The 23,169-nt window shown below is 74.6% G+C and carries 27 protein-coding genes and 1 pseudogene; 23 read left to right on the forward strand and 5 right to left on the reverse strand.

The window, feature by feature from the left end; all coding sequences use genetic code 11:
- The 11 genes and pseudogenes from IEZ12_RS21030 to IEZ12_RS40405 form a co-directional block, all read left to right on the forward strand.
- A partial coding sequence (locus IEZ12_RS21030; RefSeq protein ID WP_229847740.1) for a helix-turn-helix transcriptional regulator occupies positions 1 to 699 on the forward strand: 699 nt, incomplete at its 5' end.
- Positions 696 to 926, forward strand: coding sequence for a CpXC domain-containing protein (locus IEZ12_RS21035; RefSeq protein WP_043911529.1), 231 nt, complete (start codon positions 696 to 698; stop codon positions 924 to 926). The genes IEZ12_RS21030 and IEZ12_RS21035, both read left to right, overlap by 4 nt.
- 16 nt (positions 927 to 942) lie before the next feature.
- Positions 943 to 1,098 (forward strand): hypothetical protein, encoded by a 156-nt coding sequence (locus IEZ12_RS21040; RefSeq protein WP_161801053.1) that lies wholly within the window; start codon positions 943 to 945, stop codon positions 1,096 to 1,098.
- Between the two features lie 143 nt (positions 1,099 to 1,241).
- The gene (gene tatA, locus IEZ12_RS21045; protein WP_189273561.1) at positions 1,242 to 1,517 is read left to right on the forward strand and encodes a Sec-independent protein translocase subunit TatA; all 276 of its coding nucleotides are present in this window, start codon (positions 1,242 to 1,244) and stop codon (positions 1,515 to 1,517) included.
- A 104-nt stretch (positions 1,518 to 1,621) separates the two neighbouring features.
- A complete protein-coding gene (tatC, locus tag IEZ12_RS21050; RefSeq protein WP_189273753.1) occupies positions 1,622 to 2,497 on the forward strand; it encodes a twin-arginine translocase subunit TatC in 876 nt (291 codons plus the stop codon).
- A 136-nt stretch (positions 2,498 to 2,633) separates the two neighbouring features.
- Entirely contained in the window at positions 2,634 to 3,806 is a 1,173-nt protein-coding gene (locus IEZ12_RS21055; protein WP_189273563.1) for an NAD(P)/FAD-dependent oxidoreductase, read from the forward strand.
- A 90-nt stretch (positions 3,807 to 3,896) separates the two neighbouring features.
- Positions 3,897 to 4,205 carry a (2Fe-2S)-binding protein gene (locus tag IEZ12_RS21060; protein WP_373295505.1) on the forward strand — a complete coding sequence of 103 codons (309 nt, stop codon included), beginning with the start codon at positions 3,897 to 3,899 and terminating at the stop codon, positions 4,203 to 4,205.
- A complete protein-coding gene (locus IEZ12_RS21065; protein WP_189273567.1) occupies positions 4,186 to 5,589 on the forward strand; it encodes an FAD/NAD(P)-dependent oxidoreductase in 1,404 nt (467 codons plus the stop codon). The genes IEZ12_RS21060 and IEZ12_RS21065 overlap by 20 nt, the downstream gene beginning before the upstream one ends.
- Positions 5,590 to 5,631: 42 nt before the next feature.
- Positions 5,632 to 6,570, forward strand: a complete 939-nt coding sequence (locus IEZ12_RS21070; protein ID WP_373295506.1) for a dihydrodipicolinate synthase family protein — start codon at positions 5,632 to 5,634, stop codon at positions 6,568 to 6,570.
- Positions 6,571 to 6,655: 85 nt separating this feature from the next.
- Positions 6,656 to 7,663, forward strand: coding sequence for a proline racemase family protein (locus tag IEZ12_RS21075; RefSeq protein WP_043911550.1), 1,008 nt, complete (start codon positions 6,656 to 6,658; stop codon positions 7,661 to 7,663).
- A 189-nt stretch (positions 7,664 to 7,852) separates the two neighbouring features.
- A pseudogene (locus tag IEZ12_RS40405) lies at positions 7,853 to 8,677 on the forward strand (aldehyde dehydrogenase family protein); the annotation flags it as partial.
- Here the strand turns inward: IEZ12_RS40405 and IEZ12_RS40410 are convergent.
- Entirely contained in the window at positions 8,614 to 8,787 is a 174-nt protein-coding gene (locus IEZ12_RS40410) for a hypothetical protein (RefSeq protein ID WP_308431057.1), read from the reverse strand. The pseudogene IEZ12_RS40405 and the gene IEZ12_RS40410 sit on opposite strands and share 64 nt — an antisense overlap.
- Positions 8,788 to 8,819: 32 nt before the next feature.
- Here IEZ12_RS40410 and IEZ12_RS40415 point away from each other — a divergent pair, with 32 nt between their 5' ends.
- The 4 genes from IEZ12_RS40415 (at position 8,820) to IEZ12_RS21095 (ending at position 12,442) form a co-directional block, all read left to right on the forward strand.
- Positions 8,820 to 9,299 (forward strand): aldehyde dehydrogenase family protein, encoded by a 480-nt coding sequence (locus IEZ12_RS40415; RefSeq protein WP_308431058.1) that lies wholly within the window; start codon positions 8,820 to 8,822, stop codon positions 9,297 to 9,299.
- A 458-nt stretch (positions 9,300 to 9,757) separates the two neighbouring features.
- Positions 9,758 to 10,765: a proline racemase family protein gene (locus IEZ12_RS21085; RefSeq protein WP_189273571.1), complete on the forward strand. Its 1,008-nt coding sequence runs from the start codon at positions 9,758 to 9,760 to the stop codon at positions 10,763 to 10,765.
- Positions 10,762 to 11,691, forward strand: a complete 930-nt coding sequence (locus tag IEZ12_RS21090; RefSeq protein WP_189273572.1) for an ornithine cyclodeaminase family protein — start codon at positions 10,762 to 10,764, stop codon at positions 11,689 to 11,691. Before IEZ12_RS21085 ends, IEZ12_RS21090 begins: the two co-directional genes overlap by 4 nt.
- A gap of 64 nt (positions 11,692 to 11,755) precedes the next feature.
- On the forward strand, positions 11,756 to 12,442 hold the full coding sequence (locus tag IEZ12_RS21095; protein ID WP_189273574.1) for a GntR family transcriptional regulator: 687 nt from the start codon (positions 11,756 to 11,758) through the stop codon (positions 12,440 to 12,442).
- Between the two features lie 31 nt (positions 12,443 to 12,473).
- Here the strand turns inward: IEZ12_RS21095 and IEZ12_RS21100 are convergent, their stop codons facing one another.
- On the reverse strand, positions 12,474 to 13,091 hold the full coding sequence (locus IEZ12_RS21100; RefSeq protein WP_189273576.1) for a flavin reductase family protein: 618 nt from the start codon (positions 13,089 to 13,091) through the stop codon (positions 12,474 to 12,476).
- Positions 13,092 to 13,156: 65 nt separating this feature from the next.
- Here IEZ12_RS21100 and IEZ12_RS21105 point away from each other — a divergent pair, with 65 nt between their 5' ends.
- The gene (locus IEZ12_RS21105; protein WP_189273589.1) at positions 13,157 to 13,867 is read left to right on the forward strand and encodes an ArsR/SmtB family transcription factor; all 711 of its coding nucleotides are present in this window, start codon (positions 13,157 to 13,159) and stop codon (positions 13,865 to 13,867) included.
- A 278-nt stretch (positions 13,868 to 14,145) separates the two neighbouring features.
- Here IEZ12_RS21105 and IEZ12_RS21110 read toward each other — a convergent pair whose 3' ends face one another.
- The gene (locus IEZ12_RS21110) at positions 14,146 to 14,844 is read right to left on the reverse strand and encodes an ABC transporter ATP-binding protein (RefSeq protein WP_189273591.1); all 699 of its coding nucleotides are present in this window, start codon (positions 14,842 to 14,844) and stop codon (positions 14,146 to 14,148) included.
- A gap of 32 nt (positions 14,845 to 14,876) precedes the next feature.
- Positions 14,877 to 15,932: an FtsX-like permease family protein gene (locus IEZ12_RS21115; protein ID WP_189273593.1), complete on the reverse strand. Its 1,056-nt coding sequence runs from the start codon at positions 15,930 to 15,932 to the stop codon at positions 14,877 to 14,879.
- 285 nt (positions 15,933 to 16,217) lie between these two features.
- Here IEZ12_RS21115 and IEZ12_RS21120 point away from each other — a divergent pair, with 285 nt between their 5' ends.
- The 4 genes from IEZ12_RS21120 to IEZ12_RS21135 all read left to right on the forward strand — a co-directional run bounded on the left by IEZ12_RS21120 (position 16,218) and on the right by IEZ12_RS21135 (position 19,691).
- Entirely contained in the window at positions 16,218 to 17,438 is a 1,221-nt protein-coding gene (locus tag IEZ12_RS21120; RefSeq protein WP_373295508.1) for a sensor histidine kinase, read from the forward strand.
- Positions 17,435 to 18,079, forward strand: coding sequence for a response regulator (locus IEZ12_RS21125; protein ID WP_043911576.1), 645 nt, complete (start codon positions 17,435 to 17,437; stop codon positions 18,077 to 18,079). Before IEZ12_RS21120 ends, IEZ12_RS21125 begins: the two co-directional genes overlap by 4 nt.
- 62 nt (positions 18,080 to 18,141) lie before the next feature.
- Positions 18,142 to 18,750, forward strand: a complete 609-nt coding sequence (locus IEZ12_RS21130; RefSeq protein ID WP_189273596.1) for a TetR/AcrR family transcriptional regulator — start codon at positions 18,142 to 18,144, stop codon at positions 18,748 to 18,750.
- A gap of 2 nt (positions 18,751 to 18,752) precedes the next feature.
- A complete protein-coding gene (locus tag IEZ12_RS21135) occupies positions 18,753 to 19,691 on the forward strand; it encodes a glycoside hydrolase family 113 protein (protein WP_189273754.1) in 939 nt (312 codons plus the stop codon).
- Between the two features lie 64 nt (positions 19,692 to 19,755).
- Here IEZ12_RS21135 and IEZ12_RS21140 read toward each other — a convergent pair whose 3' ends face one another.
- A complete protein-coding gene (locus tag IEZ12_RS21140) occupies positions 19,756 to 20,601 on the reverse strand; it encodes an NAD(P)H-binding protein (protein WP_189273598.1) in 846 nt (281 codons plus the stop codon).
- A gap of 125 nt (positions 20,602 to 20,726) precedes the next feature.
- On the opposite strand from IEZ12_RS21140, the gene IEZ12_RS21145 reads away from it, so the two are divergent.
- The 3 genes from IEZ12_RS21145 (at position 20,727) to IEZ12_RS21155 (ending at position 23,161) form a co-directional block, all read left to right on the forward strand.
- Positions 20,727 to 21,116 (forward strand): winged helix-turn-helix transcriptional regulator, encoded by a 390-nt coding sequence (locus IEZ12_RS21145; protein ID WP_189273600.1) that lies wholly within the window; start codon positions 20,727 to 20,729, stop codon positions 21,114 to 21,116.
- A 94-nt stretch (positions 21,117 to 21,210) separates the two neighbouring features.
- Positions 21,211 to 22,482: a WXG100-like domain-containing protein gene (locus tag IEZ12_RS21150; RefSeq protein ID WP_189273602.1), complete on the forward strand. Its 1,272-nt coding sequence runs from the start codon at positions 21,211 to 21,213 to the stop codon at positions 22,480 to 22,482.
- Positions 22,475 to 23,161, forward strand: coding sequence for a hypothetical protein (locus IEZ12_RS21155; RefSeq protein ID WP_189273604.1), 687 nt, complete (start codon positions 22,475 to 22,477; stop codon positions 23,159 to 23,161). The genes IEZ12_RS21150 and IEZ12_RS21155 overlap by 8 nt, the downstream gene beginning before the upstream one ends.
- The last annotated feature ends 8 nt before the right edge of the window (positions 23,162 to 23,169 follow it).

A 23,169-nucleotide genomic window follows, 5' to 3' on the forward strand; every position in this document is an offset into this window, starting at 1 on the left:
GCGCTGCTGGTCGCCGCCCGCGCCGTGGCCGGCCTGCCCGGGCTGCGCGAGCGCGACCGGCAGGCGCTCACCCGGGCCGTCGCCAAGATCGAGGACGCGGCCGGCGAGAGCGCCGAGTCCGCGGCCCGGATCGGCGTCACCTTCGAGGCCGAGGGCACCGTCTTCGCGGACATCGACCGGGCGCTCAGCGAGGGTCGGCTGATCTGGCTGCGCTACTGGTCGCACGGCCGCGGCGAGCTCACCGAGCGCGAGGTCGACCCGATCCGGCTGGTCACCGAGGGGCACACCTACCTGGAAGGCTGGTGCCGCACCTCCGAGGACCGGCGGACCTTCCGGCTCGACCGGATCGCCGAGATCAAGGTCCTCGACGAGCCCGCCAACCCGCCCCGGATGCAGCCTCGCGACCTGTCCGCGGGCCTGGTGGCGCCCGCCGCCGACGACCCCGAGGTGGTGGTCGAGGTCGGCCCCGGCGGCCGCTGGGTCGCCGAGTACTACACCCACGACAGCGCCGAGGAACTCCCCGACGGCGGCCTGCGGATCACCCTGCGCTCCGCCGAGCCGTCCGGCCTGCGCACGCTCGCCCTGCGGCTCGGCCGGGACGGCCGGATCACCAAGCCGCCGCAGCTCGCCGAACAGGCCCGCACCGCCGCCCTGGCCGCGCTGGAGCACTACCGGGACGGACAGGTCCGAACCACGTGACCGAGGGCACCAGATTCAAGGTGTACTGCTCGCAGTGCCGGGAGAAGGTCGAGCTCCCGGCCCCCGAGTTCCGGCTGGCGCTCGGCGCCAGCCGGGAACGCACCTTCTACAGCTTCACCTGCCCGGCCTGCGGCGCGTCCGTCCGCAAGATCGCCGGGGAGCGGATCGTCGCCGCGCTCACCGCGGCCGGCGTGCACACCATGCGGCTGCTGCCGGTGGACGGATAGGAAAGGCCGCACGCACATGAACTGGACCCTGGTCGGCGCCGTCCTGCTGTCCACCGCGGGCCTGCTGGTGCTCGGCGTGCTCGCCGTCCGGCTCTGGCTGGACGCCCGGGCGCTGACCCGCGAGGTGGACGGGGCGGTCGCCGCGCTGCAGCGGGCCGCGGACAGGAACTGACCGCGCGGGCCCGGTCGCCGAACGTTGGGGACCGGGTTCCCGCCGCGACACCCCGAGCGGCTACCATCGCCCGCAGGGGGAGCTCTGCCTCCCCGGACCTCCCGGGTCTCCCGGATCTCCCGGACAAGGAAGGCGGTGCTCCGATGCGGATCCTGTCACCCGCCTCGCTGCTGGTCGTCGTGGTGTTCGCCGCGCTGCTGTTCGGCGGCAAGCGGCTGCCCGACGTGGCGCGGGGGATCGGGCGGTCCCTGCGGATCCTCAAGAGCGAGGGCAAGGCGCTGCGCGGCGAGTTCGCGGCCGGGGCCCAGGCCCCTGCCGCGCAGTCCGCGGCCGCCGTCGCCGAGCCGGAGCGGGTGGTCAAGTCCGCTCCCGGCGCCTCCGGTGCCCCCGGTGCCTCCCGTACCGACCGGGCCGCCTGAACCGTACGGCTGCCCGCACCACTTCCGACCACCATCGACGAGCGCACGATTCGAGGACCGGGTTGAGCAAGACGACCAAAGCGCCCAAGGACCCTGAGGGGCGGATGGCGCTGGCCGACCATCTGCGCGAGCTGCGCAACCGGCTGGTCAAGTCACTGCTGGCGATCATCGTTCTCACGATCGCCGCGGCGTTCTACCACCGGGAACTGGTGGAGTTCCTGATCCGTCCGTTGCCGGCGTGCAATCCGGACGGGTCGCTGCCGGCCGGGCTGAAGCAGTGCGTGGAGATCTCCAACATCGGTCTGACCACGCCGTTCACCGTCGCGCTGAAGGTCAGCCTCACGGCCGGTGTGGTGGCCGCCACTCCGATCTGGCTGTACCAGCTCTGGAGGTTCGTGGCGCCCGGCCTGCACCGGCACGAGAAGCGCTACTCGGTGTCGTTCCTGGCGCTCGGCACTCCGCTGTTCCTGGCCGGCGCGGTGCTCGCCTACGTGGTCATGCCGGTCACGGCGCAGATGCTGATCAGCTTCATCGCGGACGGCGTCAAGTCGATCGTGCCGGTGGAGACCTACCTCGACCTGATCACCCGCATGGTGCTGGTGTTCGGCCTGGGCTTCGAGCTGCCGCTGTTCCTGGTGATGCTGAACGTGGTCGGGGTGCTCTCCGGCAAGCGGCTGCTCGGCTGGTGGCGCGGTTTCGTGATGGGCATCACGGTGTTCGCGGCCTTCGCCACCCCGTCCGCCGAACCGCTGTCGATGCTGGCGCTGGCCGCGCCGATCTGGGCGCTGTACTTCCTGGCGGCCGGCTTCGGGGTGCTCAACGACAAGCGCAAGGCGGCCCGCAACCCCGATGCGCTGCTCGACGACGAGCAGGCGTCCGAGGTCGACCTGACGGTGGACGCCATCGAGGACTCGGAGGCGGTGCAGGCCCCGGCCCCGGTGACGGCCGCGCGCCGGGACCAGATCGACGACATCACCTGATCCGCGAGGATCGCCGTCCCGAACGGCCCCGGACCCGACGGTCCGGGGCCGTTCGGCGTTCCCGGGCCGGCCGCTCCGGGGATTTGGGCTGGTGGGGGGCTTGTCGGTGCTTCTGGATATGTGACATATTACTGACGTGCTGAAGCGAACCTCCTACGACGTCGTGGTGGTCGGCGCCGGTGTGGTCGGCGCCGCCTGCGCCTACTACGCGGCCCGGGCCGGACTGCGGGTCGCCGTGGTCGACCGCGGGCCGGTGGCCGGCGGCACCACCGGCGCCGGCGAGGGCAACCTGCTGGTCTCCGACAAGGAACCCGGCCCCGAGCTCGACCTCGCGCTGCTCTCCACCACGCTGTGGCGGGAGCTCGCCGAGGAGTTCGGCGACCGGGTCGAGTACGAGCCCAAGGGCGGCCTGGTGGTCGCCTCCGCGCCCGCCGGACTGGACGCCCTGAACGGCTTCGCCGCGAAGCAGCGGACGGTCGGGGTGGAGGCCGTCCCGGTCGCCGCGGACTCGCTGCGCGAACTGGAGCCGCACCTCGCGGAGGGCCTGCCCGGCGGCGTGCTCTACCCGCAGGACGCGCAGGTCCAGCCCGCGCTCGCCGCCGCCCACCTGCTGCGCGCCTCCGGCGCCGAGCGGTACCTGGGCGAGGCCGTCACCGCGCTGCGGCGCGGGCCCGACGGCGCGATCCGCGGCGTGGTCACCGAGCGCCGGGAGCTGGCCGCGCCCGCCGTCGTCAACGCCGCCGGGACCTGGGGCGGCGCGGTGGCCGAGCTGGCCGGAGTGCGGCTGCCGGTGCTGCCGCGGCGCGGCTTCGTGCTGGTCACCGAGCCGCTGCCGCGACTCGTCCGCCGCAAGGTCTACGCCGCCGACTACGTCGCCGACGTGGCCTCCGGCTCCGCGGACCTGCAGTCCTCGGCGGTCGTCGAGGGCACGCCCGCCGGGCCGGTGCTGATCGGCGCCAGCCGGGAGCGGGTCGGCTTCGACCGGACGCTGCGCCCCGAGGTGCTGCACCGGCTGGCCGCGCAGGCCGTCGCCCTGTTCCCGGTCCTGCGCACGGTCGCCGTGCAGCGCGCGTACCGGGGCTTCCGCCCGTACCTGCCCGACCACCTGCCCGCGATCGGCCACGACGCCCGGGTGCCCGGCCTGTACCACGCGTGCGGCCACGAGGGCGCGGGCATCGGGCTCGCGCCGGCGACGGGGCTGCTGATCGCCCGTCAACTGGCGGGTGAGGCAGTGGAGTTCGAGCTGGCGCCGTTCCGGCCGGAGCGGTTCGACGGGACGGCCGAGGGTTCGGGTTCCGGTGCGGAGTAGGTGAGCGGGCCGGAGGCGCCCGCGCGCGGGTGCCGATGGTCCGGTGGTGTGACCGGTGTGGCAGGTCAACGGTGTCAGGGAGGTGTGAGCGTGGATCCGCTCGAGTTGGTGGGGGCCGAGCCCGGCCCCGCGCGGACGATTCTGTTCGACGGGCGGCCGGTGTCCGCGCTGCCCGGGCAGACGTTGGCGGCGGCGTTGTGGGCCGACGGGGTGGTGGCGTGGCGGACGACCCGGGTGGGTGGACGGCCGAGGGGCGCGTTCTGCGGGATCGGACAGTGCTTCGACTGCCTGGCGACCGTCAACGGGCGTCCCAATCAGCGGCTGTGTCTGTTGACCGCCGAGCACGGCGACGCCGTCACCACCCAGGAAGGGCACGGACATGGTGAACTCGACGTCTGAGCAGGTGCGGTACGACCTCGCCGTGATCGGTGCGGGGCCGGCCGGGTTGGCCGCCGCCGACGCGGCTGCCGGGCTCGGGCTGCGGGTCGCGCTGGTTGACGCGGGTGCGGGGCTCGGTGGGCAGTACTACCGGCACCCTGCGCCCGAGCTCGGGGCGGCGCGGCCGGACAAGCTGCACCACGGGTGGCGGACGTTCGCCGAACTGCGGGAGCGCCTGGCGGCGGCCCCGCTGGTCGACCACCTGGCCGGGCACCACGTGTGGGCGGCGGAGCGCGGCGAGGACTGGATCCTGCACGCGACCCGCGGGCCGGAGGCCGCCGACCGGGCCACCGTCACGGCCCGGTGCCTGCTGCTGGCCACCGGCGCGTACGAGCGTCAACTGCCCTTCCCCGGCTGGACGCTGCCCGGCGTGGTGACCGCCGGTGGGGCGCAGGCGATGCTGAAGTCGGGGCTGGTGCTGCCGGGGCGGCGGATCGTGGTGGCGGGCAGCGGCCCGCTGCTGCTGGCCGCCGCGTCCTCGCTGGCCGCCGCCGGGGCACGGATTCCCGCGATCGTGGAGGCGACCGCCTACCTCGGGTACGCCCGGGGGCTGCCGGTGCTGGCCGGGAACCCGGCGAAGCTCGCCGAGGGCGCCGAGCACGCGGCCCGGCTGCTGCGGCACGGGGTGCGGCTGCGCCGTCGCTCCGCCGTCGTCGAGGCGCACGGCACGGACCGGATCACCGGCGTCACCGTGGCCCGGCTGGACGCCCGGTGGAAGCCGGTGCCCGGCACCGAGCGGCGGATCGACTGCGACGCGCTCGCCGTCGGCCACGGACTCGTCCCGCAGATCGACCTGGCCGTCGAGCTCGGCGCGGACACCGTCACCACCGCCGACGGCACGGCCGCGCTGCGGGTGGACGCCCAGCAGCGCACCAGCGTGCCCGGGCTGTGGGCGGCGGGGGAGACCTGCGGCGTCGGCGGCGCGGACCTGGCGCTCGCCGAGGGGGTGCTCGCCGCCCACTCGGTGGCCGGAAAGCCTGCTCCCGCACGGGAGTTGACGGTGCGCCGGCGGCGGCGGGCGTTCGCCGCGCTGATGGCGGCCGCGCACGCGCCCGGGCCGGACTGGACGGGCTGGGTGACCGACGACACCGACGTCTGCCGGTGCGAGGAAGTCCCGGCGCGGGCCGTCCGGGAGGCCGTCACCGAGCTCGGCGCGGCCGACGCGCGGACCGTCAAACTGCTCACCCGGGCCGGCATGGGCTGGTGCCAGGGCCGGATGTGCGGGCCCGCGGTGGCCTGCCTGTCCGGCGGCCCGGTCGGCCGGCCCGACAGCCGGCCGCTGTCCTGCCCCGTTCCGCTGGCCCAGCTGGCGCAGCGGGACGGGACGACGGAGCTCTCCGAGTAGAGCCGAGTGGGGCCTTGTGCGCCCCCGTCGACCATTTATAAAATGTCACACATCATATCGAGGGAGATCCCCGTGACTCGCACCGCCCACGACTCCGCCCGCCCCTGGCGCGGCATCATGGTCGCCACCACCCTGCCGTTCCGCGAGGACCGCAGCGTCGACTACGACGCCTACGCCGACCACGTCCGCTGGCTGCTCGACAACGGCTGCGACGGCGTCGTCCCCAACGGCTCGCTCGGCGAGTACCAGACCCTCACCGCCGAAGAGCGCGCCAAGGTGGTCACCACCGCCGTCGAGGCCGCCGGTGACGGTGCGCGCGTCATGCCGGGCGTCGCCGCCTACGGCAGCGCCGAGTCCCGCCGCTGGGCCGAGCAGGCCGCCGAGGCCGGGGCCGGCTCGGTGCTGCTGCTCCCGCCGAACGCCTACCGCGCCGACCACGACGCCGTCCGCGCCCACTACGCCGAGGTCGCCAAGGCCGGGGTGCCGATCGTCGCCTACAACAACCCGATCGACACCAAGGTCGACCTCGTCCCCGCGCTGCTCGCCGACCTGCACACGGCCGGGCACATCGTCGCCGTCAAGGAGTTCTCCGGCGACGTCCGCCGCGCCTACGAGATCGCCGAACTCGCCCCCGGCCTCGACCTGCTGATCGGCGCCGACGACGTCCTGCTGGAGCTCGCGATCGCCGGCGCGGTCGGCTGGATCGCCGGCTACCCGAACGCGCTGCCCGCCACCAGCGCCGAGCTGTACCACGCCGCCGTGGCCGGCGACCTGGCCACCGCGCTGCCGCTCTACAAGTCGCTGCACTCGCTGCTGCGCTGGGACTCCAAGACCGAGTTCGTCCAGGCCATCAAGCTCTCCATGGACCTGGCCGGCCGCACCGGCGGACCGACCCGCGCCCCGCGACTGCCGCTGAGCCCGGAGATCGACGCCGCGGTGCGCGCCGCGACCGAGAAGGCGCTCGCCGAGGGCCACAAGTAGAGCCCGCCCCATGCCCCGACCCGGACCGGCGACCTCGGGGGCGCCGGTCCGGGCCGGACCACCAGCCGTCAGGAGAGGACCCGCGATGCGGACCCGCCACGTCTTCCACGCCGTCGACTCGCACACCGAGGGCATGCCCACCCGGGTGATCACCGGCGGCTTCGGCACCATCCCCGGCGCCACCATGGCCGAGCGGCGCACCCACTTCCAGCAGCACCTGGACCACTTCCGCACGCTGCTGATGTACGAGCCGCGCGGCCACGCCGCGATGAGCGGCGCGATCCTGCAGCCGCCCACCCGGCCGGACGCCGACTTCGGCGTGCTCTACATCGAGGTGTCGGGCCTGCTGCCGATGTGCGGCCACGGCACGATCGGCGTCGCCACCGTCCTGGTCGAGACCGGCATGGTCCCGGTGGTCGAACCCGTCACCACCGTCCGCCTCGACACCCCCGCCGGGCTGGTGGTCGCGGACGTCCAGGTGCGGGGCGGCGCGGCCGTCGGCGTCACCATCCGCAACGTCGCCTCGTTCTCGGTCGAGCTCGACCGCAAGCTCGACGTGCCCGGGTACGGCTCGGTGACGTATGACCTGGCGTACGGCGGCAACTACTACGCGATCCTGCCGCTGGAGCAGTTCGGGCTGCCGTTCGAGCGGGAGCGCAAGGACGACATCCTGGCGGCCGGGCTGGCCATGATGGACGCGATCAACGCCTCGGAGGAGCACCGCCCCGTGCACCCCGAGAACCCGTCCATCCACAGCTGCCACCACGTCCAGCTGCTCGCGCCCGGCTCCGACGCCGTCCACTCCCGGCACGCGATGGCCATCCACCCCGGCTGGTTCGACCGCTCCCCGTGCGGGACGGGCACCTCGGCGCGGATGGCCCAGCTGCACGCGCGGGGCGAGCTGGCGCTCGGCGTGGACTTCCGCAACGACTCCTTCCTCGGCACCACGTTCGTTGGTCGCCTGGTGGAGGAGACCACGGTGGCCGGCGTGCCCGCCGTGGTGCCGACCGTCACCGGCCGGGCCTGGGTGACGGGGACGGCGCAGTACTTCCTCGACCCGACGGATCCGTTCCCGGCCGGGTTCCTGCTGTAGCCGGGGCGCCGCGCGTGACGGGGGGCGCGCGGCACACGGCATGCGGTGGGCGGCGTCCGGTCCGTGCGGCATGGACGGCCGCGTCCTGCGGAAGGAACAGGTCGGCGGCGGCCCGTCCTTCCGTTCCGCCCGTTGTGCGTCCCCGGCCGGGCGGGCCCCGAATTTCTTGCAACGAAAGGTGTTTCGATCGTGACCACTGTCGACTCGTACAACCCCGCCGACCCCGGCGACCTGGTCGTCTCCGCGCCCTCTGCGGGGGCCGCCGGAGTCGAGGAGGCGATCGCGCGGGCGCGAGTCGCGCAGCGGGAGTGGTGGGCGCTCGGCGCGGCGGGGCGCTCGGCGGCGCTCGGCCGGGCCGCGACGGCCGTGGAGGCGGCGGCCGAGGAACTGGTCGCGCTGACGGTGCGTGAGGTCGGCAAGCCGGTCGCGGAGGCGCGCGGCGAGGTGGCGCGGACGGTCGCGATCTGGCGCTACTACGCACAGGCGCCGTTCGCCGCGGCCGGCGAGCTGCACGAGCCGGCCGCCGGGCAGGGCCTGCTGCTGACCCGGCGTCGGCCGTACGGCGTCGCCGGGCTGGTGACGCCGTGGAACTTCCCGCTGGCGATCCCGACCTGGAAGGCCGCGCCCGCGCTGGCCGTCGGCAACACCGTGGTGCTCAAGCCCGCCCCCGAGGCGACGGCGTGCGCGCTGCGCCTCGCCGAGCTGGCCGGACTGCCGGACGGCGTTCTGACGGTGGTCCCCGGCGGCGGCGAGGAGGGTGCGGCGCTGGTCGCCGGCACCGACGTGGTGTCCTTCACCGGCTCGACCGCCGTCGGCCGGCAGGTGGTCGCGGCGGCCGCCGGGCGGGGCGTCCCCGTGCAGGCCGAGATGGGCGGCCTGAACGCCGCACTGGTGCTCCCCGACGCCGACATCGCGCAGGCGGCCGCGCACCTGGCCTCGGCGATCGCCGGCTACGCGGGCCAGAAGTGCACGGCGACCAGCCGGGTGATCGCGGTCGGCGACGCGTACGAGCCGCTCGCGGAGGCGCTGGCCAAGGCGCTCGCCCAGCTCGCCGCCGCCGACCCGGCGCTGGCGACCACCGCCTGCGGCCCGGTGATCAACGCCCAGGCGCTGACCCGCCTCACCGAGGCCGCTGGCGACCACCGCCTGCGGCCCGGTGATCAACGCCCAGGCGCTGACCCGCCTCACCGAGGCGATCGACAGCGCGCGGACGGCCGGCGCGACCGTGCTGACCGGCGGCGTCCGGACCGCGGACCGGGACGGCTGGTACCTGGAGCCGACGCTGCTGGAGGGCGTCCCGGCCGAACACCCGCTGGCGAGCGAGGAGTTCTTCGGCCCCGTGGCGGTGCTGCTGCCCGCCGCCGACCTGGACGAGGCGATCGCGCTGGCCAACGACACCCGCCACAGCCTCTCCACCTCCGTCCACTCGCGCAGCCTGGACGTCGCCCTGGCCGCCGCGGACCGGCTGGACGCGGGCATGATCCGCATCAACGCGCCCTCCAGCGGCGTGGACTACCACCTGCCGTTCGGCGGTGCGAAGGCCGCGTCGTACGGCTCCCGCGAGCAGGGCCAGGCGGTGCTGGACTTCTACACGGCCTCGCGGACCGTCAGCGTGCTGCCGACCGAGACGTACTGAGGAACGGGGCCGGCGGCGGTGCGAGGCGCCTCCGGCGGTCGGGCGCGGGAGCGGGTGCCGTCGGCCGGGGCGGAGCCGGGCAGTCGGGGCGCGTGGTGCGGGTTCGGGGCGCTCGCGCGGCCGCCGACCCGGTCCGACCCGGTCCGACTCCGGGCGTCCGGTCCGTGTCGGGGCGTCGCGCGTTCCGCCGGCGGGCCGGTGCCGGGCACCGTCGTGTGTCGGCGGGCGCGGTCTCGTGGCGGAAGTTCGCGCCCGTGCGGGGTCGGCCGGTGTGCGGTCCTGCCGCGCCGGCCCGTTCTGCGTTCTGTTTCGTCGGCGGGTCTCGTCGTAGGTGCTCGGTCCACCGGCGGGTCCGTCCGATCCGTCGTCAGCCGCCGGGCTTCGGGCCGTGGTCGCCTCGGCCCGGCGGGCTGTCCTTCTCTCCCTCTGTCAGCGTGCGTTCCTTCGTGGAGTACTGAATGAACATCACCACTACCGACTACCACACAGCCGGTGAGCCGTTCCGGATCGTCACCGGAGGCCTGCCGCCGGTGCCCGGGGACAGCGTCGTCGAGCGACGGGCGATCGCGATCGGCGCGGGTGGGACGGCGACCTCGCCCCGGCGCAGTGCGTTGGACGACGTGCGGCGGTTGCTGACCCGGGAGCCGCGGGGCCACGCGGGGATGTACGGGGGGTTCGTCGTTCCCGCGGACGACGACGAGGCGGACTTCGGGGTGCTGTTCTGGCACAAGGACGGGTACTCGACGGCGTGCGGGCACGGGACGATGGCGCTCGGGGCGTGGGCGGTGGACACCGGCCGGGTCCCGGCGCCCGAGGACGGGACGGCGTTGGTGCGGATCGACGTGCCGTCCGGGCGGGTGAGCGCGACGGTGCACCGGCGTGGCGGTCGCACCACGGCCGTGACGTTCCGCAACGTGCCGACCCGGGTGCTCGCGAGGAAGGTCGAACTGGACACCTCCCGCGGGCCGTTGGCGGTCGATCTGGCGCACTCCGGCGCGGTCTACGCCTCGCTCCCGGCGTCCGCGCTCGGCCTGGCCGTCGCCCCCGAGCAGCTGCCCGAACTGACCGCCGCCGGGCGGGAGATCAGGGCCGCGCTGGAGGGACATCCGGCGCTGGCGGAGTACCGGGACGGCGTCTACGGCGTCATCCTGTACGACGAACTGCCCGACATGCCGTCGGGCCCCCACCAGCGGAACGTCACGGTGTTCGCGGACGGCCAGATCGACCGTTCGCCCTGCGGGTCCGGCACCTCCGCCCGGCTGGCGCTGCTCGCCGACGAGGGCGCGCTCCGGCCGGAGCAGAGCCTGCGGCACGACTCGATCATCGGCACGGTGTTCACCGGCCGGGTCCGCGAACGGCGGCCGGACGGCGTGGTCACCGAAGTCACCGGCGCCGCGCACCGCACCGGCGAGCACCGGTTCGTGCTGGACAGCGACGACACCCTCGGCGCGGGGTTCCTGCTGTGATCGAGAGCCTGGAGTTGACGCTCGGCCACCCGGCGGCCGTCGAGGCGCTGGAGCGCACCCTGCTGGACGGGCTGGACGTGGAGCGCTGCCCGCAGCGGTCCGCGGTGCCCGTTCCGGCGGGGGAGTTGCTGTTGATGCCCGCCGCCACGGGTGCGTTCGCGGGTGTGAAGATCGCGGGCGTGGCGCCCGCCAACCCGGCGGCCGGGCTGCCCCGGATCACCGGCAGCTACCTGCTGCTGGACGGGCCGACCCTGCAGCCGCTGGCCCTGCTGGACGGGGCGGCGCTCACCGCGCTGCGCACGCCGGCCGTCACGGCGCTCGCGCTGCGCGCGCTCGCGGGGCCGGACGCGGCGCACCTGGTGGTGTTCGGCGCGGGCCCGCAGGCGTTCGGGCACGTGGCGGCGCTGCGTGCGGTGCTGCCGCTGGAGCGGGTGACGGTGGTGGCCCGCCGGCCCGGCCCGGCGACCGAACTCGTCCGGTACGCGCAGGGGTTGGGCCTGGCCGCGGCGGTCGGTGGCGCGGACGCGGTGGCGAAGGCGGACCTGGTGGTCTGCTGCACCACGGCGCGCACCCCGCTGTTCGACGGGCGGCTGGTGCCGGACGGCGCGGTGGTCGCGGCGGTCGGCTCGCACGAGCCGGACGCCCGCGAGGTGGACGAACAACTGGTGGGCCGCGCCGACCTGTTCGTGGAGGCGCGGGCGGTGGCCCGGCGGGAGGCCGGAGACCTGCTGATGGCGGGGGCGGCGGAGGAAAGCCTGGTCAATCTGTCGGAACTGGTGACCGGCAGGGCCGTTGTCCGCCATGATCGGCCGAGGTTCTTCAAAAGCGTCGGCATGGCCTGGCAGGATCTGGCGGTGGCGGCGGCGCAGTACTCCGAGAGCCGGTCGAGCGGAAGCGGATCAAGTCATTCACTCTCCGCAACGTGACATTGTACAATGGGGCTCTGCTGAAACCCCGCTGGGGTTCTGCTGAACCCCCGGAGGAACCGCCATGTCCGACCTGAAGCCCCGCAACCTCATCTCCGTCCAGGAGAGGCTGCGCGACCAGGTCGCCCACGCCCTGCGCGCCGCCCTGATCTCCGGTGAGCTGCGCCCCGGCGTGGTCTACTCGGCGCCGGCGCTGGCCGCCGACTTCGGGGTCTCCGCCACCCCCGTCCGGGAGGCGATGCTCGACCTGGCCCGCGAGGGCCTGGTCGAGGCCGTCCGCAACAAGGGCTTCCGGGTCACCGAGCTCAGCGACCGCGACCTCGACGAGTTCACCGAGATCCGCGCGCTGATCGAGGTCCCGACCGTCGGCCGGGTCGCCCGCACCGCCGCCGCCGAACAGCTGGAGGCGCTGCGCCCGCAGGCCGAGGCGATCGTCGCGGCCGCCCGCAAGCACGACCTGATCGGCTACCTGGAGGCCGACCGCCAGTTCCACCTCGACCTGCTCGCCCTCGCGGGCAACGCCCGCCTGGTGGAGACCGTCGGCGACCTGCGCAAGCGCTCCCGCCTGTACGGCCTCAACCGGCTCGACCAGCGCGGCGAGCTGGTCTCCTCCGCCGAGGAGCACCTCGAACTGCTGGACGTGCTGCTCACCGGCGACGCCAAGGCCGCCGAGGAGTGCATGACCCGCCACCTCGGCCACATCCGCCACCTGTGGGCGGCCGACGAGGAGGCCCGCGCGGCCGGGCGCTGAGCGTTCGGCCGCGTTCAGGGCCGAGCGTCCGTCAGGCGGTGCGCGGTGTGCGGCTGCGGGACGAGTGGCCGAGCTCCGGGCCCAGCCCGAAGTAGTGCCGGAAGTTGTACACCAGCGGGCTCCACGCGGCCGGCTCCACGTAGTCGGTGCCGGGCACGGTGATCGATTCGGCCGCGTGCACCCGCAGCACCTGCACCTCGGCCACCAGGAACTCGCCGGTCGCGTCCGCCCGCAGGTCGGCCACCCGGGCCTCCAGCTGGAGCGGGCACTCGACGACCCGGGGCGGCGCGACCAGCTCCGCGGGCTGCGCCGTCAGCCCCGCGTGCCCGAACTTGTCGCGGACGAAGTGCGCCGCGCCCGCCCGCCCGGTGGCGCCGCCGAGCAGCTCCACCTGCCGCCACAGCCCCGGGCCCGGCACGTTGACCACCAGCTCGGGGCGGGCGGCCAGGTTGCGGGAGGTCTGGCCGTCCGGGCCGAGGCCCAGCACCACCGTGCGGTCCAGCGCCCACGCGGAGGAGATCGGCGCCAGGTTGACCGCGCCGTCGGCGTCGACCGTGCTCAGCAGCACCACCGGGGTGCCGAAATACAGGATGTGCGGCTCCACCACGCGGTGCGTCGGGCCGGCGTCGGGCAGGGAGATCTCGTTCATGCCGCCGACCGTAGGCCGGGCACGCTTCGGCGCCCGCCGAAGCGTCCGCGCGGCACCATGGACGGGTGGACACCCCGCTCAGCGCCCGCCGGCTCGCCGACACGGCGGCCCTGCTCGCCGACCCGACCAGGGCCGCGATCTGCCTCGCCCTGCTGGACGGCCGGGCCTGGACGGCCGGCGAGCTCGCCCGGCACGCGGCGGTCGCCGCCCCCACCGCCACCGGCCACCTCAACCGGCTGGTCGCCGCCGGGCTGCTCGCCGAGGAACGCCAGGGCCGGCACCGCTACCTGCGGCTCGCCGGGCCGACGGCCGCCGAACTCGTCGAAGTGCTCGCCCAGTTCACCGGCGGCCCGCCGCCCGTCGCGACCTCGCTGCGGGCCGCCCGACAGAGCGGTGAACTCGCCCGCGCCCGCACCTGCTACGACCACCTGGCCGGGGCGCTCGGCGTCACCGTCACCGGGGCGATGACCGCCCGCGGCCTGCTGGACGACCGGCACGGCCTCGCCCTCACCCCCGCCGGCGCCGACTGGCTGACGGCAACCGGCATCACCGTCGCCCCCGCCCGCCGCGCCGCCGTCCGCGCCTGCCTGGACTTCACCGAACGCCGCCCCCACCTGGCCGGCGCCGTCGGCGCCGCCCTGTGCGCCCACGCCCTGACCGCCGGCTGGCTGGAACGCCGCCCCGACACCCGGGCCGTCCGGGTGACGGTGACGGGCGAGCGGGCCCTGCACGACCTGCTGGGCGTGCGCTGGGCGGACGTCCGGCCGGCGCAGTGACCCGGCGGTCGGCGGTGCGGTCGGACGGCCTTCCGCCGGCGGGTGGTCACGGCCTGCGCGGTACGGGGCGGCGGCAGTGCGGATCGCGTCGTCGGTCGGCGCGGTCGGGCAGCTCGCGGCGAAGGGCGACCGTCGCCGGCCCCGAGTGCGGCCACGGCGGCACCGCAGTGCCGTCGACGGCCTGCGCGCCCGTCTCCGCTCCGCCCGGCCGCACCCGCGACATCGGCACCCGCGGCAGCCGGCGGTGATCGGGCGACCGTCGCCGGGCGCCGCGCTGCCTAGCGGGCCGTCAGGCGGCCGTCCTGCATTTCCAGCACCCGGTCGGTGCGGCTCAGCAGGTCGCGGTCGTGGGTGACCATGACCGTCGCCGTGTCGTGGGTGCGGGTGATCTCAGCCAGCAGGTCGACCACCTGCGCGCCGCGTTCGTGGTCGAGGGCCGAGGTCGGCTCGTCGACCAGCAGGACGGACGGGTTGCCGAACAGGGCGCGGGCGATGTTGACCCGCTGGCGCTCGCCGCCGGACAGCTGGTGGGGGCGGCGCTGCTGCTTCGGGCCGGCCAGGCCCACCGACTCCAGCAGGTCCTCGGCGCGCTGCCGGGCGGCGGCCGGGCGGCGGCCGCGCACCGACTCCAGCACCAACAGCTGCTCCACCGCGGTCAGCGAGGCCAGCAGGTTCGACTGCTGGAAGACGATGCCCAGGCGCTCGCGGCGCAGCGACGTCCGCTCCCGGTCGCCGAGCGCGCCCGCGTCCACGCCGTCGATCAGCACCTGCCCCGAATCGGGGCGCTGGAGCGTCGCGGCGACCGCCAGCAGGCTGGACTTGCCGCAGCCCGACGGGCCGACGATGGCGGCGAACTCGCCGGGGGCGACGGAGAGTTCGATGTTGTCCAGGGCCGTCAGCCGGCTCTCGCCGTCCGGGTAGGTGAGGGTGACGCCACTCAGTGCGAGGCCGGTGCGGACGGCGGTGGTGGTGGTCATGGCGGGGTCCTTCGGGAAGAGAGGTACGACGGTCATCGGTTGGCGCCCAGCGCGGCGAGCGGGTCCACGGAGGTGATCCGGCGCACTGCGAGGGCCGCGCCCAGCAGGCCGAGCAGCACCATCGCGCCGACCGGCACCGCCACCGTGAGCACACCCACGTCGAACGGCACCGCCGCCGAGGCGAACGCCCCGCCGATCGCGCCGATCGCCCCGCCGAGCAGCGAGCCCGCCACCAGAACGGCCGCGGCCTGCGCGAGCGCGTCGCGCACCAGGTAGCCGCTGGACGCGCCGACGGCCTTGAGCACCGCGATGTCGGGGCGGCGCTGCACCGTCCACACCGTGAAGAACGCGCCGATCACCAGGGCGCTGACGGCGAACAGGAAACCCTGGATCATCAGCAGACTGCCCCGCTCCGCCGAGTACCCGTTGATGCCCGAGAGCGCGTCGCTCCGGGAGACCGCCTTCAGGTCGGTGGGCAGGTTCTTCGGGGAGCCGTGCACCGCGACCGCGGTCGGCTGCTTCTGGCCGGAGACCTGCTGCCACGTCGTCGTGGTCGTCCAGACGCTCGGTGCGTGCGAGAGCGAGCGCTCGGCGGTGATCGCGCTGACCGTCAACTTCTGCGCGCCGAGGGTGACTTGGCTGCCGGGGGAGAGATGGTACTCGGCGGCGGTGTCGGTGCCGACGGCGACCTCGCCGTCCTTGGGCGCCGCACCGGCCGACAGCGGCGGAAGCAGCGCCGCGTCGGTGCCCAGCACGCTCACCGAGGCCGCGCCGTCGGGGGCCGTCAACCGCGTCATCGCCACGCCCAGCGGGTGCGCGTCCCGGGTGCCCGGGGCCGCGGCGACCTGCGCCTGCTGCTCGGCCGTCACCGTGCTGGAGGCGAACGACACCTCCGGCGCCGCGCCCGCGGGCGCGCCGAACACCACGCCGTCCACCGGGAGTTCGGCGATCGTCGAGGACGCCGCCGAGGACAGGCCGCCGGTCAGGCCGTAGAGGAACACCACCAGGGTCGTGATCAGAGTGACCACCGCGCCCATCAGGGCGAACCGCCCCTTGGCGAAACGGATGTCACGCAATGCGACGAACACGGGAAACCTTCCGAAGGACAGCTGGACGAGAAGACCACTCCACCTTCGCGTTTTCGGCCCGTCCTGCCATCAGGGAGAAGGCGGACTGTGCACCGTCCGTGCGGTGCAGCCGAAAATCCATCGAACGGTTGATGCCGCGTCGCGCCGACCGGTCGCCGACGCCCCGTACCCTCGGACAGCGTGCCCCGTACCGAACCACCCCCGCCCCCGCCCGCCCCCGCACCGCACCGCTCACCCGCCGGCCCGACGCCCGCGCTGCGACTGGCCAACCTCGCCGTGCACGGCATGTTCTTCACCCTGCTGGCCGTCCTGCTGATCCGGGCCGCCGCCGACGGCGAACTCGGCGTGGCCGGCTGGGTCTGCGCCGGGGCACTCGCCGTCGCCTACGCCGCCGGCGGCGTCCTGCGGCAGATCCGCGAATCGCGCGCGCTGGGCACCGCGTGGCTGCTCGCCGTCGCCCTGCTGTGGATCGAACTCACCCTGCACCACCCCGAGTTCAGCTACCTCGCGTTCCCGCTGTACTTCGTCTGCCTGCACGTGCTGCCGGTGCGCTGGGCGTTGCCCGCGGTGGCCGGCCTGACCGCCGCCGTGATCGCCGCGCAGGCCACCACCCCCGGCGGGCTCACCACCGCCAAGGTGATCGGCCCGCTGGCCGGCGCCGCCGTCGCGCTGCTCACCGCCTACGGCTACGCCGCCCTCTACCGGGAGAGCCGGGCCCGCCAGCAGCTCATCGACGACCTGGTCCGCACCCGCGGCGAACTCGCCGCCAGCCAGCGCGAAGCCGGCCGCCTCGCCGAACGCCAGCGGCTGGCCCGGGAGATCCACGACACCCTCGCCCAGGGCCTGTCCGGCATCGTGCTGCTGGCCCGCGAAGCCGCCGCCGCCCTGCCCGACACCCCCTCGCCGGCCCTTCCGCTGCTGCGCGAGATCGAACAGAACGCCTCCGCGAACCTCGCCGAGGCCCGCCGCTTCGTCCACGCGCTCACCCCGCCCGCGCTCGACGACACCACCCTCGCCGACGCGCTGCGCCGCCTCGCCGACGGCGCCGACGCCGCGTTCCACCTCGACGGCGAGCCCTACCCCCTGCCCGTGGAGGCCGAGGTCGCCCTGCTGCGCCTCACCCAGGAAGCCCTCGCCAACGCCGTCCGGCACGCCGCGGCCCAGCACATCGCCGTCACCCTCGGCTACCTCGACGACACCGTCACCCTGGACGTCTACGACGACGGCACCGGCTTCGACCCCGCCACCGCACCCGCCCCCGGCTCCTTCGGCCTGCACGGCATGCACGAGCGCATCGCCGCCCTCGGCGGCACCCTCACCGTCGAGTCCACCCCCGGCGAGGGCACCGCCGTCGCCGCGACCCTGCCGCTGCGCGCGATCGACCCGCTGCCGATGGCCGCCGACGGCCCCGCGCCCGGCGCCCGCCCGAAGACGCCGCCCGGCGGCCGGCCGAGCACGCCGCCCGGCGGTGCGCTGCGCCTGCGGCTCGCGGGGGTGCGGCGGTGATCCGGGTGCTGGTGGTGGACGACCACCCCGTGGTGCGGCGCGGCCTTCGCGCGATGGTCGACGACCTGCCCGACGTCACCGCCGTCGGCGAGGCCGCGGACGGGGCCGCCGCGCTCGACCTGCTCGCCGCGCTCCCGGCCGGGCAGCGCCCGCACGTCGTCCTGATGGACCTGCAGATGGGCGCCGGCATGCACGGCGTCGAAGCGACCCGCCGGATCACCGCGCTGCCCGACCCGCCCGCCGTACTGGTCCTCACCACCTACTCCACCGACGCCGACATCCTCGCCGCGGTCGAGGCCGGCGCCACCGGCTATCTGCTCAAGGACGCCCCGCCCGAGGACCTCGCTGCCGCGATCCACGCCACCGCCCGCGGCGAGACCGTCCTCGCCCCGCCGGTCGCCGCCCGCCTGCTCGGCCGCGTCCGGGCCGGGCGCCCCACGCTCTCCCCGCGCGAGGCCGAGATCCTCCAGCTCCTCGCCGAGGGGCTGCCCAACCGGCAGATCTCCAAGCGCCTGTTCATCAGCGAAGCCACCGTCAAGACGCACCTGGTGCACATCTACGACAAGCTCGGCGTCGACTCCCGCACCTCGGCCGTCGCGGCGGGCCTGGCGGCGGGCCTGATCCGCGCCGTCGACCGCTGACCGACCGCCGCAGAAACCCGGACCGGGTACAGTTTCGGACCCGGTCTGAGTATGATGATCCGATGGTCGGACTGCGTGAACTCAAGAAGGAGCGGACCGGACGCCGGATCGCCGAGCAGGCCCTGCGCCTGTTTGCCGAACGCGGCTTCGAGGACGTGACGATGGGCGAGGTCGCCCGGGCCTCCGAAGTGGCCCGGGCGACCCTGTTCGCCTACTACCCCACCAAGGAGTCGCTGGTCCTGGCCGGCGTGGCCGGCGACGACCTGGCCGCGACGGTCGCCGACCGCCCCGACGGACAGTCGGCCCTCGCCGCCCTGCGCGCCCACCACCGCACCCTGGCGGCCGGCCCGGTCGCCGCCGCCGACCTGCCCGCACTGCTCACCCGGGTACGGGTGATCCAGGCCAGCCCCGCGCTGCGGGCCGCCGCCGACAGCCTCCGGTACCGCCAGCGGCAGGCCCTCGCCGACGTCCTGTCCGCCGAACACGGCGAGACCGCCGGCACGCTGATGGCCGCCCAGATCGCCGCCTCGCTGGCCGCCCTGCAGGAACGCCACTTCGCCCGCCTGGTCGCCGGCACCCCCGCCGAGCAGGCCGACCGGATGCTCGCCGAAGACCTCGAACTCGCCTTCGACCTGCTGGAACACGGCCACAGCGGAACGAGGGAGCAGTGACGGTGCGCACCCTGGGCATCACCTACGACACCGGGACCTTCACCGGCGAACGCCGCACCCGCCGCCGCTTCGACCCCGCCCGGGTCCGCCACGACCTGACGGTCGTCGCCCGCGAACTGCGCTGCGACGCCATCCGGATCACCGGCGGCGACCCCGAACGGCTCGACCTGGCCGCCCGGTTCGCCGCCGACGCCGGACTCGACGTCTGGTACTCGCCGTTCCCCGCCGACCTGCCGCCCGCGCAACTGCTGCCGCTGTTCGCGGACTGCGCCCGCCGCGCCGAGACGCTGCGCCGCTCCGGCGCCCGGGTGGTGTTCGTCGCGGGCTGCGAACTCAGCGTGTTCGCCGAAGGGTTCCTGCCCGGAGCCACCCACCTCGACCGGCTGCACGCCATGACCACCGCCGACCTGGACTGGTGGCTGGCGCTCGGCCCCCTCCCCGAGCGGCTGAACGCCTTCCTCGCCGAGGCCGCGACGACGGTCCGCCAGGAGTTCGCCGGCCCCGTCGGCTACGCGTCCGGACCGTGGGAGCCCGTCGACTGGACCCCGTTCGACCTGGTCGGCGTCGACGCGTACCGGTCCGCGCAGAACGCCGACGAGTACCGCGAGCACCTGCGGGCCGCCCGCGCCCACGGCAAGCCGGTCGCCGTCACCGAGTTCGGCACCTGCGCCTACCGCGGCGCCGCCGACCTCGGCGGCATGGCCTGGCAGGTGCCGCCCGGCGCCGTCCCCGACGAGGGCGAACAGGCCCGGCACCTCGACGACCTGCTCGACGTCTTCGCCCAGGAGGGCGTCGACAGCGCCTTCTGGTTCACCTTCGCCGCCTACGACAAGCCCGGCCCCCGCGACCTCGGCTCGTACGGCGTGGTCCGGACGCTGGACGACGAACGGTGGGAGCCCAAGCGGGTGTTCGACACGATGGCCGCCCGGTACCGGCGCTGACGGTGACCCGCTTGCGGTGGCCCACCTAGAGGCGGCTCACATGCGGCGGCCCACTTGAGGAGGCTCACTTGAACGCGGCGACGTACCGCCGCGCCCAGTCGGCGAAGGTGCGCGGGGCGCGGCCCAGGACGCGCTCCACGTCCGGGCTGATCCGCCGCTCCGCCGGAGTGGGAGCGCCGAGGATGCTCAGCGTAGTCTCCACCACGGGCTCCGGCATGAAGTCGAGCAGCTGCGCCCGCGCCTCCTCGGCCGTCTGCTCGACGAACCGCACCGGCTCGCCGAGCGCGTCGGCGAGCGCCTCGGCCCGTTGGCGGGGCGTGGTGGCGACCGGACCCGTCAGCTCGTAGATCCGCCCGTCGTGGCCGTCCGCGCGCAGGGCGACGGCCGCCACCTCGGCGATGTCGTCCGGGTCGACGGACGGCAGGGCGACGTCCGCGAACGGCGCGGCGACCGTCCGGTGGGCACGGACCGGCTCGGCCCACGCGTACGCGTTGGAGTGGAACCCGCCGGGCCGCAGGATCGTCCACGCCAGCCCCGACTGCCGCACGGCCTCCTCGAACGCCAGCGCCGTCGCCCCGTGCGACGGCGACTCGGGCCGGGTCGCCACGCCCTGCGAGGACAGCAGGACGACGCGGCCGATGCCGGCCGCCCGCGCGACGTCCAGAATCCCGTGCGGGCTCAGCAGGTGGGCGCTCGGCCCGCCGTTCTGCAGGAACAGCGCGTCCGCCCCGTCGAACACGGCCCGCAGGCCCGCCGGATCGGCCAGGTCCGCCCGCCGGTGCGCGACGTGCTCCGGGACGTCCGCCGCCGAGACGTTCCGCGACGTCGCGGTCGTCGGCATGCCGGCCGCCGCGAGCGCCCGCACCAGCGATCCGCCCACGTTACCCGTCGCTCCCGTGACTACGATCATGGCAATTCCTCTGTTCCGTACGGTGATTGACGCCCAGTCGGAGCGGCGCTCCCGGGCAGTGCGAGGACGCTAACAAGGCCGATACAGTAGGTACCTAGAGGAAAGCGACTACCCGTGGAGTGCGTGTGGCCACCGAGACCGACCGAGCATCGGCCGCCGCCACCGACCCCGAACTCGCCTGCCCCACCAGCGCGGTGGTGGACATCGTCTTCAGCCGCTGGACCACGCCGATCCTGTGGACCCTGCACACCCACGGCCGTCAGCGCTTCGTCGAACTGGAACGCCGGATCGGCGCCATCACCGCGAAAGTCCTGACGCAGCGCCTGCGTCAACTCGAACGCGACGGCATGGTCGTCCGCACCTACCACCCGGAAGTCCCCCCGCGCGTCGAGTACGAGATCACCGACCTCGGCCGCAGCCTCGCCCCGCTCTTCGCCCACCTCTCCCAGTGGGCCGCCGCCAACCTCGACCAGGTCGAACTGGCCCGGCACGCCTATGACGGGCAGGCGCCCTGAGGTCGCAGTGATTCGGTGGTCAGCGCCGCCGCGTGTGTGTATCGTCGCAGTGCGCGACCGGACGGCTGTCGCGAAACAGCAGCTGGGGGCGGCAATGGCTGTGCAACCACCACCGGGACTCGATCCTGTCATCAGCCTGCTCGGCGTCCGCTTCCCGAGCATCGACGAGGACGAACTCAGGCTTCTGGCCGACCAGTTGGAGAAGTTCGCCGAGGGTCTGGACGGCGCCCAGACGGCGGCGGACGCGGAGCTGGCCCAGCTGTACGAGGTCTACCGGGGCTGGTCCGCGGGCAAGCTCGCCGAGCTGTGGAGCACCGTCACCGGGTACTCCGGGCTGATCACCGAGACCTGCCGCACGGTGGCCAGGGTGCTGCGGGCGGCGGCCGTCGTGGTCGAGGTGGCCAAGACCCAGCTCATCACGCAACTGCTCGCCGTCCAGGCCCAGTTGGCGAAAGTCTCGGCCCGCGGCTCGTGGCGTGCGGCGGCGGTGCTGCGGCTGGGCCGCAAGATCGTCAACCAGTTGCTGGCGGCGGCGGCCGACCGGCTCGCCCGGACCGTCGCCCGGCCGATCGACGACATGGTCGACAAGGTCGCGCAGAAGATTCCCCCCGCCCCGGTGGACGGCTCCGACCGCTTCGACGGTCAGAGCTTCGGCATCGACCTCGGCCGGCTCGAATCGTGCGCGGCCGGCCTGCGGCGCGGCGCGGACGACATCGAGTCGAAGGGCCTCGACCTCCGGCGGACCGTGCAGGGCCTTACTGCCGGCGAGCCCCGCGACCCCTTCGGTGAGTTGGCGATCGAGGCCACCGAGAAGATCCTGCGGGCGATCACCGACGACGCCCTCGGACGGATCCTCACCTCGTTCCGCGACACCGCCGCCGGGATGGACAGGCTCGCGGACAGCCTGACCGAGGACGAGGACAGCAACCGCATGTCGTTGAACAGCCTCTCCATCACCGTCACCGACCGGCTCCGCCTGTCCCCCTTCTCCGATCACGGCCTCTCGCGGGGCGGTTCATCGGCGGCCGGGCTCGCCGCCGCGGTGCCCCGGTACAGCCCGGTCGGCTTCCGCCGAAGGCCCGGCGCCGACAGGCCTGCCCTGACCTGGGACTCGCCGTACGACAAGGACACCGCCCCCCGCGCCGCCCGCCCGCCCGAGCTCGTCCGGGACCACGTGCGGCGGCTCCTGGACACCGACCTCACGGCGCTCGGCGCACTCGACGAGGCCTCGCTGGAGGAGATCGCGGACACCGTGGACCGGGGTCTCACCGAACTGCTGGAACGACTCGACCGCCTGCCCGTCCCGACGAACGGGACCCTGGGCGACGATCCGACGGAAAGGCCCACCGGGGAACATCGTGGCTGAGGACGAGCAGTACGAGGCGGACTCCGAACCGGGCGGGCCGTACGAGGAGGGCTTCGAGTCGGACGACCTCTGGCAGAGCCGGGCGTTCGAGCAGGCGAGCAAGATGGCCGCGAAGTGGGGCGACGTCCCCGCGCCGACCGTCGTCGCCATGCTGGCCACCCTGAACCAGGAGGCCGAGCGCAAACAGCAGTTGCGCCTCAAGCTGGCGGAGTTCCAGCACGAGCTGGAGATGGCCAGGCTCAAGGACGGCGAGCGGCTCCACGAGTTGGAGATGGCCAAGCTGAAGGACGGCGAGCGGCTCCACGAACGGGAGATGGCCAAGCTCAAGGACGCCGACCGGCGGCACAGGCTGGACATGGCCAGACTGAAGGACGGCGAACGGCTCCACGAGCGCGAGATGGCCAAGCTCAACGACGCCGACCGGCAGCACCTGGTGGGCGTGGCCGCCGGCGTGCTGGTGAGCCTGAGCTGCATCGGCGGCGCGATCTGGTTCGGCGCGGTCGGCCACTACTGGCCGATGGGCATCCTGGTCGGTCCGGTGCTGATCGTGCTGACCAAGATGTTCGTCCTGCGCAGGAGCGACACCGGCGACGTGGGCGCGATCGCCAACACCTTCGGCAGGCGGCTGGGCCTGAGCCCCGCCCCCCGCGCCGACGCCGAAGGCACCGACGTCGGCTGAGGCGCTCC

The organism is Kitasatospora griseola (assembly GCF_014648555.1).
Classification (GTDB): Bacteria; Actinomycetota; Actinomycetes; order Streptomycetales; family Streptomycetaceae; genus Kitasatospora; species Kitasatospora griseola.

Coding starts and splice junctions, on each gene's coding strand:
- IEZ12_RS21140 (WP_189273598.1), bottom strand. CDS start 20,601: ATGATCGTAGTCACGGGAGCGACGGGTAACGTGGGCGGATCGCTGGTG.
- tatA (WP_189273561.1), top strand. CDS start 1,242: ATGCGGATCCTGTCACCCGCCTCGCTGCTGGTCGTCGTGGTGTTCGCC.
- IEZ12_RS21075 (WP_043911550.1), top strand. CDS start 6,656: ATGCGGACCCGCCACGTCTTCCACGCCGTCGACTCGCACACCGAGGGC.
- IEZ12_RS21130 (WP_189273596.1), top strand. CDS start 18,142: ATGGTCGGACTGCGTGAACTCAAGAAGGAGCGGACCGGACGCCGGATC.
- IEZ12_RS21110 (WP_189273591.1), bottom strand. CDS start 14,844: ATGACCACCACCACCGCCGTCCGCACCGGCCTCGCACTGAGTGGCGTC.
- IEZ12_RS21100 (WP_189273576.1), bottom strand. CDS start 13,091: ATGAACGAGATCTCCCTGCCCGACGCCGGCCCGACGCACCGCGTGGTG.
- IEZ12_RS21120 (WP_373295508.1), top strand. CDS start 16,218: ATGTTCTTCACCCTGCTGGCCGTCCTGCTGATCCGGGCCGCCGCCGAC.
- IEZ12_RS21085 (WP_189273571.1), top strand. CDS start 9,758: ATGAACATCACCACTACCGACTACCACACAGCCGGTGAGCCGTTCCGG.
- IEZ12_RS21065 (WP_189273567.1), top strand. CDS start 4,186: ATGGTGAACTCGACGTCTGAGCAGGTGCGGTACGACCTCGCCGTGATC.
- IEZ12_RS21040 (WP_161801053.1), top strand. CDS start 943: ATGAACTGGACCCTGGTCGGCGCCGTCCTGCTGTCCACCGCGGGCCTG.
- IEZ12_RS21150 (WP_189273602.1), top strand. CDS start 21,211: ATGGCTGTGCAACCACCACCGGGACTCGATCCTGTCATCAGCCTGCTC.
- tatC (WP_189273753.1), top strand. CDS start 1,622: ATGGCGCTGGCCGACCATCTGCGCGAGCTGCGCAACCGGCTGGTCAAG.
- IEZ12_RS21070 (WP_373295506.1), top strand. CDS start 5,632: ATGTCACACATCATATCGAGGGAGATCCCCGTGACTCGCACCGCCCAC.
- IEZ12_RS21095 (WP_189273574.1), top strand. CDS start 11,756: ATGTCCGACCTGAAGCCCCGCAACCTCATCTCCGTCCAGGAGAGGCTG.